The 15,440-nt window shown below is 68.3% G+C and carries 16 protein-coding genes; 8 read left to right on the top strand and 8 right to left on the bottom strand.

Features of this window, described 5'->3' with window-relative positions:
• The coding region (locus AWC14_RS27405; RefSeq protein ID WP_085241538.1) for a septum formation family protein at positions 1 to 1,208 on the bottom strand (1,208 nt) is incomplete at its 3' end.
• A 97-nt stretch (positions 1,209 to 1,305) separates the two neighbouring features.
• On the opposite strand from AWC14_RS27405, the gene serS reads away from it, so the two are divergent.
• Positions 1,306 to 2,565, top strand: coding sequence for a serine--tRNA ligase (serS, locus tag AWC14_RS27400; RefSeq protein WP_057003307.1), 1,260 nt, complete (start codon positions 1,306 to 1,308; stop codon positions 2,563 to 2,565).
• Here serS and AWC14_RS27395 read toward each other — a convergent pair.
• Positions 2,562 to 3,299 carry an AraC family transcriptional regulator gene (locus tag AWC14_RS27395; protein WP_045382112.1) on the bottom strand — a complete coding sequence of 246 codons (738 nt, stop codon included), beginning with the start codon at positions 3,297 to 3,299 and terminating at the stop codon, positions 2,562 to 2,564. The genes serS and AWC14_RS27395 overlap by 4 nt on opposite strands.
• Positions 3,300 to 3,354: 55 nt before the next feature.
• On the opposite strand from AWC14_RS27395, the gene AWC14_RS27390 reads away from it, so the two are divergent.
• Complete coding sequence (locus AWC14_RS27390; RefSeq protein ID WP_045382115.1) at positions 3,355 to 3,924, top strand: class I SAM-dependent methyltransferase; 570 nt, start codon at positions 3,355 to 3,357, stop codon at positions 3,922 to 3,924.
• Here the strand turns inward: AWC14_RS27390 and AWC14_RS27385 are convergent.
• Positions 3,921 to 4,403, bottom strand: a complete 483-nt coding sequence (locus AWC14_RS27385) for a DUF2834 domain-containing protein (protein WP_045382118.1) — start codon at positions 4,401 to 4,403, stop codon at positions 3,921 to 3,923. The genes AWC14_RS27390 and AWC14_RS27385 overlap by 4 nt on opposite strands.
• 68 nt (positions 4,404 to 4,471) lie before the next feature.
• Between AWC14_RS27385 and AWC14_RS27380 the strand changes: the two genes are divergently transcribed.
• A complete protein-coding gene (locus AWC14_RS27380; RefSeq protein WP_045382122.1) occupies positions 4,472 to 5,074 on the top strand; it encodes a TetR/AcrR family transcriptional regulator in 603 nt (200 codons plus the stop codon).
• Between the two features lie 68 nt (positions 5,075 to 5,142).
• Complete coding sequence (locus AWC14_RS27375) at positions 5,143 to 6,705, top strand: phytoene desaturase family protein (protein ID WP_045382125.1); 1,563 nt, start codon at positions 5,143 to 5,145, stop codon at positions 6,703 to 6,705.
• Here the strand turns inward: AWC14_RS27375 and AWC14_RS27370 are convergent.
• From AWC14_RS27370 to AWC14_RS27360, 3 genes are read right to left on the bottom strand one after another with little or no spacing between them, the layout of a single operon-like run.
• The gene (locus AWC14_RS27370; protein ID WP_045382170.1) at positions 6,702 to 7,037 is read right to left on the bottom strand and encodes a hypothetical protein; all 336 of its coding nucleotides are present in this window, start codon (positions 7,035 to 7,037) and stop codon (positions 6,702 to 6,704) included. The two genes, AWC14_RS27375 and AWC14_RS27370, sit on opposite strands and share 4 nt — an antisense overlap.
• Positions 7,034 to 8,584, bottom strand: a complete 1,551-nt coding sequence (locus AWC14_RS27365; protein WP_045382128.1) for an MBL fold metallo-hydrolase — start codon at positions 8,582 to 8,584, stop codon at positions 7,034 to 7,036. The genes AWC14_RS27370 and AWC14_RS27365 overlap by 4 nt, the downstream gene beginning before the upstream one ends.
• 11 nt (positions 8,585 to 8,595) lie before the next feature.
• Positions 8,596 to 9,300, bottom strand: a complete 705-nt coding sequence (locus tag AWC14_RS27360) for an aminoglycoside phosphotransferase APH(3') (protein WP_045382131.1) — start codon at positions 9,298 to 9,300, stop codon at positions 8,596 to 8,598.
• 61 nt (positions 9,301 to 9,361) lie between these two features.
• Between AWC14_RS27360 and AWC14_RS27355 the strand changes: the two genes are divergently transcribed.
• The 4 genes from AWC14_RS27355 to AWC14_RS27340 are packed head-to-tail and all read left to right on the top strand — an operon-like array spanning position 9,362 to position 12,520.
• A complete protein-coding gene (locus AWC14_RS27355) occupies positions 9,362 to 10,129 on the top strand; it encodes a lysophospholipid acyltransferase family protein (protein WP_057003308.1) in 768 nt (255 codons plus the stop codon).
• A 20-nt stretch (positions 10,130 to 10,149) separates the two neighbouring features.
• Positions 10,150 to 10,899 carry a lysophospholipid acyltransferase family protein gene (locus tag AWC14_RS27350; protein WP_045382134.1) on the top strand — a complete coding sequence of 250 codons (750 nt, stop codon included), beginning with the start codon at positions 10,150 to 10,152 and terminating at the stop codon, positions 10,897 to 10,899.
• Between the two features lie 12 nt (positions 10,900 to 10,911).
• Entirely contained in the window at positions 10,912 to 11,664 is a 753-nt protein-coding gene (locus tag AWC14_RS27345) for a lysophospholipid acyltransferase family protein (RefSeq protein ID WP_045382137.1), read from the top strand.
• A 40-nt stretch (positions 11,665 to 11,704) separates the two neighbouring features.
• A complete protein-coding gene (locus AWC14_RS27340) occupies positions 11,705 to 12,520 on the top strand; it encodes a Cof-type HAD-IIB family hydrolase (RefSeq protein ID WP_045382140.1) in 816 nt (271 codons plus the stop codon).
• A 94-nt stretch (positions 12,521 to 12,614) separates the two neighbouring features.
• Here the strand turns inward: AWC14_RS27340 and AWC14_RS27335 are convergent, their stop codons facing one another.
• Complete coding sequence (locus tag AWC14_RS27335) at positions 12,615 to 14,225, bottom strand: N-acetylmuramoyl-L-alanine amidase (RefSeq protein WP_045382173.1); 1,611 nt, start codon at positions 14,223 to 14,225, stop codon at positions 12,615 to 12,617.
• 161 nt (positions 14,226 to 14,386) lie between these two features.
• Positions 14,387 to 15,310 (bottom strand): hypothetical protein, encoded by a 924-nt coding sequence (locus AWC14_RS27330; protein ID WP_052425640.1) that lies wholly within the window; start codon positions 15,308 to 15,310, stop codon positions 14,387 to 14,389.
• Positions 15,311 to 15,440 lie beyond the last annotated feature (130 nt).

Genomic DNA, 15,440 nt, shown 5'->3' with positions numbered 1-15,440 from the left:
CGTCCCGGCTGCTGCGGCAGGTGTTCGTTGCCCTGCCGTTGTTGCGGGGTACTCGACCCACCCGCCGACGACCCGCCCGACGATCCCGCCGACGACGCGGAGCTGCCGGCGCTGCCGCCGCTGGGCATCGGGATCGGCGGCAGGTTGAGCCGCTCCTCCGGAATGTCCGGCGGCGGAACCGGCGGCTGGCCGTTGATCAGCAGCGGCCCCTTGGCGCTGTTCAGCAGCGTCGCCCAGCCGCCGTTGCCCAGGGTTGCCCCGATGCTGCAGGCGACTTCGCGGCTGCCGGCCGACCAGCTGGGCAGCGACAGGGTGTTGTAGATCAGCGTCAGCGTGGTGCTGCGCAACTGGACCGGCGCCAGGTAGGCGTCGGTGAGCCGGGTGCAGGACTCCTTGATGAACGCGTCCTGTTCGGGGTCGGGGGGTAGCCCCTCGGGGAACTTCGCCATCAGGTTGACCGTGCCGGTGACCTCCATCGCGTGCGGCACGACGCAGTCGACCGGGACGTCGGTGGGCTGGTTGGTCGACGGGTCGATGCCCAGACAGGTGCCGTCCGGCCACACCCGCGATTGGTCGAGGTCGGCGACCTTGCCCTTGAAGGCCTGTTGCTGGTTGCCGGCGCCGGGCAGCTGCAGGCCGCACAGCATCCGGCGCTCGCCGTGCTGCCGCCACGCCTTGTCGCCTGACCACAGCATGCTGATGGTGAACTTGCTGCTCGGATCGAATTTGGTGCCGAGGTAGCGGTGCACCGCCGATTCGCACTGCTCCTGGCTGATCTGCTCGATGCGCGCGGCCGACGGCGGCGCGGCATCGGGCCCGTATTCCGAGCCGGGGAAGGTCCGCATGTCGATCGACTCGGCGACCTCGAAGCGGTGCTCCTCTTTACAGTCGACAATCGTCGCCGCCTCCGGCGTGCGATCCGGCCACATCAGGCAGTCACCGCTGCCCGCGTGGTTGAAGGCGTCGTTGCCCTTCGCGCCGGTGCTGGGCACCGGGTCGATATAGCCGGCGAGCCGCCCGCGGTCGCCGGAGATCGGCAATGCGACGACCATCCCGGCGATCAGCAGACCACCCAGCGCGGTCAGCAACAACGCGCGCCGCGTCGCCGTGGCATGCAACGTGTGCAGCCAGCCCAACCGCGCCAGCCGGGATTCCGGCTGTTCGGCGAGTGAATCGTGCTGCTCGGGTGCGTCCAACATTGGCTCCATTCTGACAGGCCCGACGCACCCCGTGACACTTGATGCAGATGTTGCTTACCGGGGTGCGGCGGCGACCTGGCCGCGGGCAAAAGTAGGGTCGAAGTCCGTGATCGACCTGAAACTGCTGCGCGACGACCCCGACGCCGTTCGCCGCTCCCAGACCAGCCGCGGCGAGGACCCCGCCCTGGTCGACACGCTGCTGGCCGCCGACGCCGCCCGGCGGGCCGCGATCTCGGCGGCCGACTCGCTGCGCGCCGAGCAGAAGGCCGCCAGCAAGAAGGTGGGCGCCGCATCGCCCGACGAGCGGCCGGCGCTGCTGCAGCGGGCCAAGGAACTGGCCGAGCGGGTCAAGGCCGCCGAGGCCGAGCAGGCCGAGGCCGAGGCGGCATTCACCGCGGCGTACATGGCGATCTCCAACGTCATCATCGACGGGGTACCTGCCGGCGGGGAGGACGACTACACCGTCCTCGACGTCGTCGGCGAGCCGGCTGCGATCGAAAACCCAAGAGACCATTTGGAACTCGGCGAGTCGCTGGGCCTGATCGACATGGAGCGCGGTGCCAAGGTGTCCGGGTCGCGGTTCTATTTCCTGACCGGCCGCGGCGCGCTGCTGCAGCTGGGACTGCTGCAGCTTGCGGTGCGGCTGGCCGTCGACAACGGCTTCGTCCCGATGATCCCGCCGGTGCTGGTGCGCCCGGACATCATGTCCGGCACCGGGTTTCTCGGCGCGCACGCCGAGGAGGTGTACCACCTCGACGCCGACGACCTCTACCTCGTGGGCACCTCCGAGGTTCCGCTGGCCGGCTATCACGCCGACGAGATCCTCGACTTGTCCGGCGGGCCGCTGCGCTACGCCGGGTGGTCGTCGTGCTTTCGCCGGGAAGCCGGCAGCCACGGCAAGGACACCCGCGGCATCATCCGTGTGCATCAGTTCGACAAGGTCGAGGGCTTCGTCTACTGCATGCCCGCCGACGCCGAGGCCGAGCATCAGCGACTGCTCGGCTGGCAGCGCGAAATGCTGGCCCGCATCGAGGTGCCGTATCGCGTGATCGACGTTGCCGCAGGCGATCTCGGCTCGTCGGCGGCCCGCAAATTCGACTGCGAGGCATGGATTCCGACGCAAGGCGCCTACCGCGAGCTGACCTCGACGTCGAACTGCACCACGTTCCAGGCCCGCCGGCTGGCCACGCGCTACCGCGACGAGAACGGCAAGCCGCAGATCGCCGCCACCCTCAACGGCACCCTGGCCACCACCCGCTGGCTGGTCGCCATCTTGGAAAACCACCAGCGGCCCGACGGCACCGTGCGGGTCCCCGACGCACTGGTGCCGTTCGTGGGCACCGAACTGCTCGAGCCCGTCGGCTAGATCGCCTTGCCGGGGGTATGCCCGAAGGCCCGCCGGTAGGTGTCGATGAAGGCGCTCGGTGTGGCCCAACCACATTGCAGTGCAACAGAAGTGACGTTTTGGTGCTCGGCGAGCAGCACCAACGCGTGGTGCAGGCGCACCTGGGTGCGCCACTGCGGAAACGTCATGGCCAGCTCGTCGCGGAACAGACGGCTCAGCGTGCGCTGGCCCACGCCGACCCGCTCGCCGATCTGCCGCAGCGTCAACGGCTCGCGCAGATTGTCGGTGATCAGCGCGCACGCTCGCCGCAGCCGGTCGTCGATCGGAGTGGGAATCCACAGGGGCTCTCGGACACTGGTGGCTTGCAGTTGGTCGTGCAGCACGGCCAGCATCCGGTGGTGCTCGTCGGTGTCGGTGCCGTCGGCCTGCGAACACGCGATGATCAGCTCACGCATCAACGGGCTGACGGCCAGCACGGTCGGCGTGTCAGGTCCGCGGCGGTAGCGGCGGGGGTCCAGCGCGACGCCGTGAAACTGCGTGTGGCCGTGGAACTTGTGTTCATGCCAGCAGCCCGCCGGTATCCAGATGGCCCGATTGGCCGGGGTGATCCACGTTCCCGCCGGGGTGGTCACCGAGACCGCGCCTGAGGACGGGTAGACGATCTGATGTTGCCGATGGCGGTGCCGTTCGATCCGCGCTCCCGGCGGCAGCGTCTGCGACGAGGTCACCAGCCCCTGGTGGCTGATTTCCGACATAACCCGGCAGGATATCGGAAGCCCGCAGTGCACGGACCCGCCTAGCGTTTCCGGTATGGCGATGAATCTCTTACACCGGCACCGGTGCAGCTCGGCGGGTTGGGAAAAGGCGGTGGCCGACCAGCTGTTGCCGTGGGCGCTGCGCGACGTCGAACTGGGCGCGCGCACTTTGGAAATCGGCCCCGGATACGGGGCGACGCTGCGCGCCCTGCTGGACCGCGCAGCCTCGCTCACCGCGGTCGAAGTCGACGGCGCGATGGCCGACCGCCTGCAGCGCCGCTACGGCGAGCGGGCGCGTATCATCCACGCCAGCGGTGCCGAAACCGGGCTGCCCGCAGATCATTTCACCTCGGTGGTGTGCTTTACGATGCTGCACCACGTGCCCAGCGCCGAGTTGCAGGACCAGCTCTTCGCCGAGGCGTTCCGGGTGCTGCAGCCCGGCGGGGTGTTCGCCGGCAGCGACGGCGTGCCTTCCCTGCCCTTCCGTCTGATCCACGTCGCGGACACCTACAACCCGATCGCGCCGAAGGACCTGCCCGGGCGGCTGCGCGCCGCCGGATTCACCGACGTCCATACCGAGGTCAGGGGCGGCCGGCAAAAATGGCGGGCCACCAAACCGGCCTAGGTGTGCACGGTTTCGCGCGACTGCGCCTGCCGGCGCTGCCGCTCGGCGGTGGCGAAGTAGAACGCGAGCGCGAAGGCGCAGCTGGTGAACAAGCTGGACACGAAGTACAGCCACGGCCGGCGCAGTCCGCGCCGGTAACCGTCGACGATGGTAAACAGTGGCAGCAGAACGACATTGATGATCGTGTAGTCCTGGCTGGCTGAGCTTGCTGCGGGATTGGTGAACATCAACCGGATGTAGTCCGACCAACTGCCCGGTCCCCAAAGGGGATTGCCCGACGCGGTGGCGTACTCACGTACGAACCGGATGTTGAAATACCAGCCGAGCGCGATCGACGCCACGCCGACGGCGTAGTACGCGCATTCGAGCGCCGAAAAGGCGGGCCCGCGGGACGGCCGCGAGAAGACCTGTGGATTCGACGCGACGATCCATCCGATCACCGTCAGCCCCAGGATTGCGTGCACCAGAAGTGAGACCATGTCGGCAGTCTCGGCACCGCTCGCACTTTTGTCAAGATTGACGAAACTTAGCGAGGTACCGTACTGGCATGGCCAGACCCGCGCGGACGGCGCGCAGCGAACGCACCCGCGAGGCACTGATCCAGGCCGCGCAGGTGCGATTCCTGGCCCAGGGCGTCGAAGATACGTCGGCCGAGCAGATCGCGGCGGACGCCGGAGTATCGCTGCGGACGTTCTATCGGCACTTCACCTCCAAACACGATCTGTTGTTTGCCGATTACACCGGGTTGAAGTGGTTTCGCGCCGCACTGGATGCCAGACCTGCCGACGAGCCGATCATCGAGTCCGTCCAAACCGCCATCTTCTCGTTTCCCTACGACGTTGAGGCCGTGACCAAAGTCGCCGCCCTGCGGGGCGGCGAACTCGACCCCGGCCGCATCGTCCGCCACATGCAGGAGGTCCAGGCCGACTTCGCCGACGCCATCCAGGAGCAGCTGCACCGACGTAGCTGCACCGCGGACATGACAGCGGATGCGCGGTTGCACGCGATGGTGACCGCCCGCTGCATCGCCGCCGCGGTGTTCGGCGCGATGGAGTTCTGGATGCTCGGCGACGATCGATCGCTGGGCGAGCTCGCCCGGATGTGTCACGCGGCCCTGGAGTCGTTGCGAAACGGCCCCACCTCCGCCTAGTTTCGTCACAATTGACAAAACATTGGATCCGTGTCAGCCTGCGCAGCAGGGCAGGAAAGGCGGAACCGATGACCGACTACGACGCGATCGTGATTGGTGCCGGGCACAACGGATTGGCCGCGGCGGTGATCCTGCAGCGCGCCGGACTGCGCACCGTGTGCCTGGAATCGAAGCTGTATGCCGGTGGCATGGCGTCGACGGTCGAGTTGTTCGACGGCTACCACTTCGAGATCGCCGGGTCGGTGCAGTTCCCCACGGCGCCGGTGGTCGCCAACGAGTTGGGACTGGGCAACCTGCCCACCGTCGACCTCGACGTCATGTCGGTGGCGGTGCGCGGCGTCGGCGACGAGCCGCTGGTCCAATACAGCGACCCGATCAAGCTGTTCACCCATCTGGGCGAGGTCCACGGCGCCGACGCTGTGAACGGCATGGCGGGGCTGATGGCCTGGAGCCAGGCACCCACCCGCGCGCTGGGCCGGTTCGACGCCGGCGCGCCGCCCAAGTCGCTCGACGAGATGTATGCCTGTGCCACAAACGAATTCGAACGCGCTGCGATCAATGAGATGTTGTTCGGCTCGGTTACCGACGTGCTGGACCGCTATCTGCCCGACCGCGAGAAACACGGCGCGCTGCGCGGCTCGATGACCGTGCTGGCCGTCAACACCCTTTACCGCGGGCCTGCCACCCCGGGCAGCGCAGCCGCGCTCGCCTTCGGGCTCGGCGTTCCCGACGGCGACACGATGCAGATGAAAAAGCTGCGCGGCGGCATCGGCGCGCTGACAGCGCATCTGTGCAAGCAACTGGAGAGCGACGGCGGCGAAGTCCGGTTGCGCACCAAGGTGGCCGAAATCCTTGTCGCCGACGGCCGGGTACGCGGCGTGCGCACCGAGGCCGGCGACACGGTGACCGCGCCTGTCGTCGTCTCCGGCATCGCGCCCGACCTCACGCTGAACGAGTTGGTCGATCCCGCCGCGTTGCCTGCCGATATCCGGGAACGCTACGGCCGCGTCGACCACCGCGGCAGTTACCTGCAGATGCACTTCGCGCTCGAGGAGCCCCCGGCCTTCGCGGCGCCCTACCAGGCGCTCAGTGACCCCGCCATGCAGGCGTCGATCGGATTGTTCTGTACGCCGGAGGAAGTCCAGCAGCAGTGGCAGGATTGCCGCCGCGGAGTCGTGCCGGCCGACCCGACGGTGGTGCTACAGATCCCGTCGCAGAACGACCCGGACCTGGCGCCGGACGGCAAGCACGCCGCGTCGGCCTTCGCGTTGTGGTTCCCGATCGAGGGCGGGGTCGATTACGGCCGGGCCAAGGTTGAAATGGGCCAGCGGGTGATCGACAAGATCACCAGGCTGGCACCAAATTTCGAGCGCAGCATCATCCGGCACACCACCTTTACGCCCAAGCACATGGGCACGATGTTCAGCGCGCCCGGCGGCGATTACTGCCATGGGCTGCTGAACCCCGACCAAATCGGCCCCAACCGGCCCGGCCCGAAAGGGTTTCTCGGGCAGCCTATCCCGATGGAGGGGCTCTACCTCGGTAGTGCGGGATGTCACGGCGGGCCGGGGATCACGTTCATCCCGGGCTATAACGCCGCCCATCAAGCGCTGGCGGACGTGGGCCGCTAGCGCTTGTCCAGCAGCTCGTCGAGCAGCGCGGTGAACTCTTCGGGGTGCTCCGGGGTGAACGCGGGGCTGGGTCGGGTGCCCGGCACGTCGAGCGTGATCAACGTCGACTTGAACGGCCGGCGCACGTCCAGCGGCAACCAGCGCCGTAAATCCGAGCTGCCCCAGATCCGGAACCGGTGCATGAACAGGCCCAGCGGCTCGGCCTTGTATCCCCGCACCGTGCTCAGCGCGATGACCTTCGAGGTGCCCGACGGAAAGTGGTAGCGGCGCAAGGTGATTGCCTCCCGATCCAACTGGACCAGGCCGTCGTCGTAATGCTGCGGGGCGCTCACAGCCGCGAACACCGAAGTTCGTGACCGCGCGCGGTGAGGCAGCGACCGTTCTCCAGATTCCATTGCCAACCGTGCAGGTTGCAAGTCAGCGTGTTGCCTTCCACCACACCGAACTTCGACAGGTCGGCCTTCAGATGCGGGCAGCGGCGCTGCATCTGCCAGCCTTCCAGCGTGATCGACGCGGTGTCGTCGTGGGTTTCGGCGAACCAGCCGTCGGCGTAGGCGATGCGCTCGTCGGTCAGGCATTTGAAGAAGGTGTACAGGTACTCGTTGTAGCCGCCGACCCGCCACGCCTTGAACCGGGTGGACAAGAAGATGGTGTTGACCCAGTCGGGTTCGTCGTCGCGCAGCACGGTGCGCACCAATTCCGGCGGGATCTCGAAGCCGTAGCGGAACTTCTCGTCCGGAATCGGCTCGCGCACAGTACGTTTCGGAAAGTCGAGCACGACGGTTTGCGGGCCGAGCCGCAGTTCGACGGGATAGCCGATGCCGTCGCAGATCTCGTCGCTGGCCGACATGATCGGCTCGAACGCCGTGCGCAGCGGTTCCAGCAGCGACTCCCCGGCGGCCGGCGCCCAGCGGGCCTTCTCCGCCGCCAGCACCGGGGCCATCCGCCCCGCGTAGTCGGCGATGTAGTCGGCTTTGGCGGTGGTGAAGATCGCCTCGACTTGGTCGGTGGGCAGCGGATGGCGTAGCGAATTCAATTGTGTACCAGAGAATTCCGCAGTCGATCCGGGCATCATCAGCAGCCCGCGGTCGTGCCCGTGCGCCCGCATCTGGTCGAGGAATACCATCTGGTCGGGGAAGATGTTGGCCGGATCACCGTGGTCGTCGTTGAGGTGGCGCAGTTCGGGATCCAAAAAGCACGGCGGCCCGGCTGACGGGATCACCCAGGTGGCGCCGACCTGCGCGATGTACTGGCGGGCGCGGTCCATCTGGCGTTGCCGCTTCTGGCTGCCGAACGCCTCCTTGGCCCGCGCCGGCATGTCGTAGACCATCGGGTACCAGATCGCGCCGGAGTACTGCAGCATGTGCACGTCGACGTGGCCGAACGCCGAATGCAGCACGTCGAGGTCGACGGGCCGGGCGTCGTTCATGTTGAACACCGTCGTCTGGCCGTCGGAGACCACCAGCGCCGAGTCGCCGATCGGTCCGTCGGCCGGTGCCCGCAGGGCGATGATCATGATGTCGAGGTCGCCCTTCGGCCCGCCGACCCGGTGCACCTGCGAGTCAGCGGTCTCGAAGAACCGGTGAAAGTCCAGCTTTTCCAACTCATTCCGCAAGTCCGGCACCGGATACTCCGGTAGCAGCACCACGGCGTCCTTGTTGACGTGCTTGGCGAGCAGCCTGGCGTCGAAGTGGTCCTTGTGCAGGTGCGAGACGTAGAGATAGTCGCAATCGCCCAGCGCGTCCCAGTCCAGGCCGCTGTTGTCGGGGAACGGGAACCACGAGGCGAAGTAGGCAGGGTTGACCCACGGGTCGCACAGAATGCTGCCCGCCCGGGTCTCGATCCGGAAGCCGGCGTGGCCGACACTGGTGACCTGCATCGGGCGACAGCCTAGCGGCGATCGTTGTCGCTGCTCCACAGCCGCCGGTAATAGTCGATGCGCAGTGGGTCCGGGTCGACGCCGTAGGCGGCGAAGAACTCGTCGTCCCAGCACCGGCCCGGATAGTTCCATTGCAGCGACAGGGTGGCCACCGCCAGGTCGGCCCACCGGTCAGCCACGCCGAGGTCACCGAGGTCGACGTGCCCGCAGCAGCGGCCGTCGTCGTCGATCAGGGTGTTGGGGGCGCACGCGTCGCCGTGACAGACCACCAACTTGTCCACGGACGGCGGCTCACCCAGGGCGGCGCGCTGCTCGGCTGCTCGCAGCGCCAGCCGGCTGCCCGCCGACCAGTCGAATGGGCATGACCGCGTGGGCAATTGGTCGTGCAGCATCCGCAGACCCGTCGCGATCGCCCGTATCGCCGCCGCCGCTTCGGATAGCCAGCGCGGATCCACCGCGGAGCGGCCCGGCAGCCCGCGGGTGTGCAACCAGGCGTCGCCGACGCCGAGCACCTCCGGCACCTGCACATACCGCCGCGCCCACCGCAGCCGCCGAGCCTCGCCGACCACGTCGGTGGGGGAGACCTTCACGAAGTCGTCGCCCACCCGGAACGTGACACCGCCCAACTCGTTGACCCAGACCGGGTGGACCGATCTGCCGTCCGCGATGCGGCGGACCACGGCGGGCACGGGCAGCGGGGTCGCGGGAACGGTCACGGTGGAACATCTTTTTGCAGCAGTGGGCGCGGCCGCAACCGAAAATATTAGGGTTGACGGCGTGGAACCGGTGTACGGGACGGTCATTCAGCTTGCCCGGCTGACGTGGCGATTGCAGGGTTTGCGATTCACTGTCAGCGGGGTGGAGCACCTGCCCGAGACCGGCGGAGCCGTCATCGCGATCAACCACACCAGCTACTTCGACTTCACCTTCGCCGGGCTACCCGCCTACAAGCAGGGTCTCGGCCGCAAGGTGCGGTTCATGGCCAAGCAGGAAGTGTTCGACCACAAGGTTTCCGGCCCGATCATGCGCGGCTGCCGGCACATCCCGGTGGACCGGGAAAGCGGCGCTGCCTCGTTCGAGGCCGCGGTCGCCGCCCTCAAGGCGGGTGAACTGGTCGGGGTGTACCCGGAGGCGACGATCAGCCGAAGCTTCGAGATCAAAGACCTCAAGTCCGGCGCTGCCCGGATGGCCATCGCGGCCGGCGTGCCGATCATCCCGCACATCGTGTGGGGCGCCCAGCGCATCTGGACCAAAGACCATCCGAAGAAGCTGCTTCGTCCCAAGGTGCTGATCGCGGTGGCGGTCGGCGAGCCCATCCAGCCCACCCTGGCCGCACCGGAGTTGACGAAATTGCTGCATTCCCGGATGCAGCATTTGCTGGAGCGGGTGCAAGACGCGTACGGACCGCATCCGGCCGGCGAGTTCTGGGTTCCGCACCGCCTCGGCGGCGGCGCCCCGTCGCTGGCCGAGGCCGCCCGGCTGGACGCCGAGGAAGCCACCCGGCGAGCCGCCGCCCGGGCGGCCCGACTCCGCCCCGAACCTTAAGGCAGCGCCGGGGTAGCTGTATGGAACCGGTATTCCGCGCGCTCGAGATCACTGCCAAAGCGGTCATCAAGGCCGTCGGCAGCCCGATCTCCTTCGAGGGCCTGGAGAACATTCCGGTCAGCGGCGGGGCCGTCATCGCGATCAACCACACCAGCTACGTCGACTTTTTGCCCGCCGGCCTGGCCCTGCATCGCCGCGGCCGCCGGATCCGCTACATGATCAAGGCCGAGATGCAGCAGGTGAAGGTGGTCGACTTCCTGATCCGGCACACCAAGACGATCCCGGTGAACCGCGCAGCAGGGCGGGACGCGTACGCGGTGGCGCTGCAGCGGCTGCGCGAGGGGGAGATGGTCGGCGTCTATCCCGAGGCGACGATCAGCCGAAGCTTCGAGCTCAAGGAATTCAAAACCGGCGCCGCCCGCCTGGCGCTGGAGGCGCAGGTGCCGATCGTTCCGTTGATCGTCTGGGGCGCGCACCGCATCTGGACCAAGGACCACCCGCGAAACCTCGGCCGCAAGAAGATCCCGATCACGGTCGCTGCCGGTGCGCCGCTTGCGCCGCGCGGCGACGTCGAACAGCTCGAAGCCCAGTTGCACGACGAGATGACCGCGTTGCTGCACCGGGTGCAGGAGGACTATCCACATCCGCCGGGCGTCTTCTGGGTGCCGCGTCGGCTCGGCGGTGGCGCGCCTACCCTGGCGGAGGCCAAAGTTCTCGAGGAGGCCGAACGGGCCGCGCGTGCCCGCAACCGGGCAGAGCCCGAGCCGTAACAGGAGCATGAGATGGCAGAACCGTTCTTCCGCATGATGGAGATCGTCGTCCCGCCACTGGTTGCGGTGAACGGCACCAAGATCACCTACCAGGGCCTGGAGAACATTCCCGAGCGCGGCGGCGCGCTGGTGGCGCTCAACCACACCAGCTATGTCGACTGGCTGCCGGCGTCGTTGGCCGCATACCGACGGCGACGCCGGCTGCGGTTCATGATCAAGGCCGAGATGCAGGACGTGCGGGCGGTCAACTACGTGATCAAGCACGCCAAGCTCATTCCGGTGGACCGCAGCCACGGATCCGACGCCTACGCGGTGGCGGTGCGCGAGCTGAAGCGCGGCGAACTCGTCGGGTTACACCCGGAGGCGACGATCAGCCGCAGCTTCGAGCTGCGGCCGTTCAAAACCGGCGCGGCCCGCCTGGCGCTGGAGGCGCAGGTCCCGATCATCCCGATGATCGTCTGGGGCGCACAGCGGATCTGGCCGAAAGACCACCCGCCACGCCTGTTTCGCAACAAGGTCCCGATCACGGTCGCCGCGGGCGCGCCGCTGCAACCGCGGGGCAGCGCCGACGAGCTCAATGCCCGGCTGCGCGACACGATGAAGTCGATGCTGTACCGGGTGCAGGACGAGTACCCGCATCCCGAAGGCGCGTTCTGGGTGCCCCGCCGGCTGGGCGGCAGCGCCCCGACGCCCGACGAGTCCAAGGCGCTGCGGATCGCCGAATTGATGGAGCGGGCCCGCAAACAGGGCGTGAGCCGCCTGTGACCGCGCCGCCGCCGCACGGCGGTAACAGCCGGTCGCCACGATGACACTGCCGGCGCTCATCGCGTGCGACGTGGACGGCACGCTGATCGACGACCGCGAACGGATCAGCCCACGCACCCGCCACGCCGTCCACGCTGCGGTCGAGGCGGGGGCGAAGTTCATCCTGGCCACCGGACGCCCGCCGCGCTGGGTGCAGCCGGTTGTCGACGAGCTCGGGTTCGCTCCGATGGCGGTGTGCGCCAACGGCGCCGTCATCTATGACGCGGCCACCGACCGGGTGGTGTCGGCGCACACCCTGGCCGTCGACACCCTCGGCCAGCTGGCCGAGATCGCGACCCGCGCCATTCCGGGCGCCGGGCTTGCCGTCGAGCGGATCGGCCGCAGTGCGCACGACACCGCGACGCCGCAGTTCATCAGCTCACCCGGTTACGAGCACGCCTGGCTCAACCCGGACAACACCGAGGTATCCATCGAAGACCTGCTCAGTGCTCCCGCCGTCAAGCTGCTGATCCGCAAGGCCGGGGCCAGCAGCGCCGACATGGCCGCGGAGTTGTCCAAGCACATCGGGATCGAGGGCGACATCACCTATTCGACCAACAACGGGCTGATCGAGATCGTGCCGCTGGGCTTCAGCAAGGCCACCGGTATCGACGAGATCGCCCGGCCGCTGGGCATCACCGCCGAGGATGTGGTCGCATTCGGCGACATGCCCAACGACGTGCCGATGCTGTTGCGGGCCGGCCACGGCGTGGCAATGGGCAACGCGCATCCCGAGGCGGTGGCCGCCGCCAACGAGGTCACCGCGCCCAACACCGACGACGGGGTCGCGCGGGTGCTGGAACGCTGGTGGCTGTAGCCCTGCTCGTCGAGTGTGCGGTTTCGTACGCGACACACGGACGCCCGCGTATAGAACCGCACACTCGGCGAGTAGCTCCGCCCGTCGCGCAGACTTACGCGGCCGGGTGCACCGGTGAGAACCGCTCCAGCTGCACCGGCGGCCCGTCCGGCGCCGGCGGCGGCAATTCCTGCGCGACGCCGTCGATGACCCGGGTGACATGCCCGCTCTCCCGGTCGAAGTTCAGCGTGCCGTGCTGGAAGTTCTGCGTAATCCACTGCGGCTGTAGGATTTCCCCGCTGGTCGGCAGTCCCAACGCCCCGCGCTCATAACCGAGCGAGGCCCAGGCTTCGTAGATCGCGCCGGTGACTGGTTCGGCGCCGGTCTCCGGGGACCAGTAGATGGCGCCCTTGTCGAAGGTGGCGTAGCGCGCCGAGCCGGCCGCGGTGGCCTCCGGAGAGGTCGGCACACCCAGGGGGCTTTTCATCCCGCCCATCGCCTGCCAGCGGTCGTAGATCGCACCGCCCTGCAGCGCCGCCGCCAGGTCTTCCGGCCCGGGCGGGTCGTTGAATCGTGCTGCGATGTCACGGATTTCGTTCAGCCGCGCGTAGGCGACGTTGCCGGGACACAGGGTGGCGCCGACGTCGCGGTGACTGAATATGTTCGGCAGTGTCGGTGTGGCGCCGGCCGGGAAGTTGGTGTTGGGGCCTCCGGCCGAGGTCAGCGTCACGGTGCCGTGCGGGTCGACGTGGTCGAGGCCCAGCCGCCAGCCGAGCAGCCGGCCGATGGTGCGCAGCTGGATCGGGGTCGGCGGCTCGTCGTCGAAGTTGCCGATCATCGCCACACCCCAGGTGTCGCGGTTGAATCCGCCGGTGTGCGAGCCCTCGACCGCTCGGCTGATCCCGCCGGCCCGGCCCTCGAACACCTGCCCGTACTTGTCCACCAGCGCGTTGTATGCGATGTCGCACCAGCCCAGGGTTTGGGTGTGGTAGGCGTAGATGGATCGCACGATCGCGGCCGAATCCTGCGGCTCGTAGTCGTTGCTCTCCGCGGTGTGGTGCACGACTGCGGCGCGAACAGCGTTGTCGTACACGGTATTACCGCATCGTATCGACTCGTCGGCCCCCCACTGTGAGCGACTGATGATGTTGGGCGGCTGACCCGGCGCGAGCACCGCCGACGGCGGCGTCCACTGGGTGTCGGCCGGTGCCTGCGGCGGCGAGATCAGCACCGCCGAGATGTTCTGCGGCAGCGGCTGTTCGACGGTCGCGGGCCGGTAGCCCAGCGCAGCCGACGCGGTATGCGGCGGCGCCGACGTCAGCGGCGCGCCCTCGGGCCGGGTGACCGCGATCTGCACGGTCGTCGTCTTCCCGACGAAGACCGGCTCGGTGCCGCGCGGCGCAGTCGACGCTGTATCGGAGCCCTCGAACTCGAGTGCCTCGGCGTCACGCCACGGGCCCCAGGAGCCGTCGGCGCGCTTGGCTCGCACCCGTGCCGAGGTACCGGTCACATCCCCGCCGGTCAGCGCGACCATGGAAAACGGTGTGGGCCGGCTGATCTCGCGGATGGTGGTGCCGCCGCCCAGGCCGACCAACGGCTGCTGGGTCAGGTGAGTGTCGCCGGGCGCGGCCGGCTGATCCCGACGCTCGGTGGCCGCCCACGGCAGGATGACGACTGTCGCCGCGATAGCGGTGAACAACATCGCCGGGGGGCGCGGGCTGCGCAACACAAGGCGATGTTACTTATGTGGTCTATGTTGCTTATGTTGCGACACGGTACTACTGGGGACAAAGTTAACCCACCCGGTAACGGCACCGCAGAGTTCGGCGCTGGATCAACCAGCTCCCACTTCTGCGGTGCCGTTGGGTAGCAGGATCTACATACCGGTCAGGTGACAGGTGCCGGGGGCGCCGCCGCGGCGGCCGCCGGTGCAGCGGCACCGGCAGCGCCACCCTGGATCGCCTGGGTGATCGACGGCATCACCAGCCCCTTGAGCAGGTCGATGGCCTGGCTGGCGCCTAGCTGGTTGGCGGTGCTCATCAGGTCGTTGATGATCCCGCCGCTGCCGCCCGACGTCGCCGGCGCGGCGCCCAGCGACGGATCACCGAGGATCGGGTAAGTGCCGCCCGCGCCGGGATCCAACCCGATCGGCGTGCTGATCGGCACCTCGCCCGGGCTGTAGCCCGGGGTCATCGCGCCCGGGTTGATCAGCGACGGGTCGACGCCCGTCGGGCTGGCGAGGCCCGGTGTGGCGCCGGCCGGATTGGTCAGGCCCGGTGTGACGCCCGCCGGGTTGGTCAGGCTGGGGTCCGTCAGGCCCGGGTTGGTCAGGCTGGGGTCGGTCAGCCCCGGCGTCGTGCCCGGGGTGGTCAGACCCGGCGTCGCGCCCGGCGTGGTGAGACCCGGCGTCGCGCCCGGGGCCGCACCCGGGGTGGTCAGACCGGGCGTGGTGAGCCCCGGCGTGGCACCCGGTGTCGTCAGGCCGGGTGTCGTCAGGCCAGGTGAAGTCAACCCTGGCGAGGTCAGCCCGGGGCCGGTCAGGCCCGGCGAGGCCGTCGTCGCGCCGCCCGCCAGGCTCGGCACCGGCGGCATGTTGATCCCGAATTGCGACAGCCCTTGCGTCAAGGCGGACATCAGCTCGTTGGGCAAGTCCGTCATCACCGCGGCCCGGACGAACTCGTGATGTTCGGGGGCCGGTGTGCTGTCGGCGGCCAACTGGCTGACGGTGAGATAGGCAAAAGGACTCGCGACCGCCAGAGCGGCGACTGCGCTCATGGCTGTCGAAAGCCTGCGTCGACGTCGGTTCGGCACGGAAGTCTCCTCAATCTGGGCTATATGGTCCTCGGTCGTCCTGCCTCTGCAGCACAGCAAGATGCCGACGTGATCGATGGTACTGGCGTGACTGCTGTGACTAGTGTGGCGATATCGAATCGTGAACCAA

Source organism: Mycobacterium kyorinense (assembly GCF_002101735.1).
In the GTDB taxonomy this organism is placed as follows: Bacteria; Actinomycetota; Actinomycetes; order Mycobacteriales; family Mycobacteriaceae; genus Mycobacterium; species Mycobacterium kyorinense.
This window is presented reverse-complemented; position numbering and strand designations above follow the sequence as displayed.

Excerpts from the sequence above, each read along its gene's own strand:
- AWC14_RS27365 (WP_045382128.1), bottom strand. The coding sequence starts at position 8,584 with ATGCAGGTCACCAGTGTCGGCCACGCCGGCTTCCGGATCGAGACCCGG.
- AWC14_RS27375 (WP_045382125.1), top strand. The coding sequence starts at position 5,143 with ATGACCGACTACGACGCGATCGTGATTGGTGCCGGGCACAACGGATTG.
- AWC14_RS27350 (WP_045382134.1), top strand. The coding sequence starts at position 10,150 with ATGGAACCGGTATTCCGCGCGCTCGAGATCACTGCCAAAGCGGTCATC.
- AWC14_RS27385 (WP_045382118.1), bottom strand. The coding sequence starts at position 4,403 with ATGGTCTCACTTCTGGTGCACGCAATCCTGGGGCTGACGGTGATCGGA.
- AWC14_RS27380 (WP_045382122.1), top strand. The coding sequence starts at position 4,472 with ATGGCCAGACCCGCGCGGACGGCGCGCAGCGAACGCACCCGCGAGGCA.
- AWC14_RS27345 (WP_045382137.1), top strand. The coding sequence starts at position 10,912 with ATGGCAGAACCGTTCTTCCGCATGATGGAGATCGTCGTCCCGCCACTG.
- AWC14_RS27390 (WP_045382115.1), top strand. The coding sequence starts at position 3,355 with ATGGCGATGAATCTCTTACACCGGCACCGGTGCAGCTCGGCGGGTTGG.
- AWC14_RS27395 (WP_045382112.1), bottom strand. The coding sequence starts at position 3,299 with ATGTCGGAAATCAGCCACCAGGGGCTGGTGACCTCGTCGCAGACGCTG.
- AWC14_RS27340 (WP_045382140.1), top strand. The coding sequence starts at position 11,705 with ATGACACTGCCGGCGCTCATCGCGTGCGACGTGGACGGCACGCTGATC.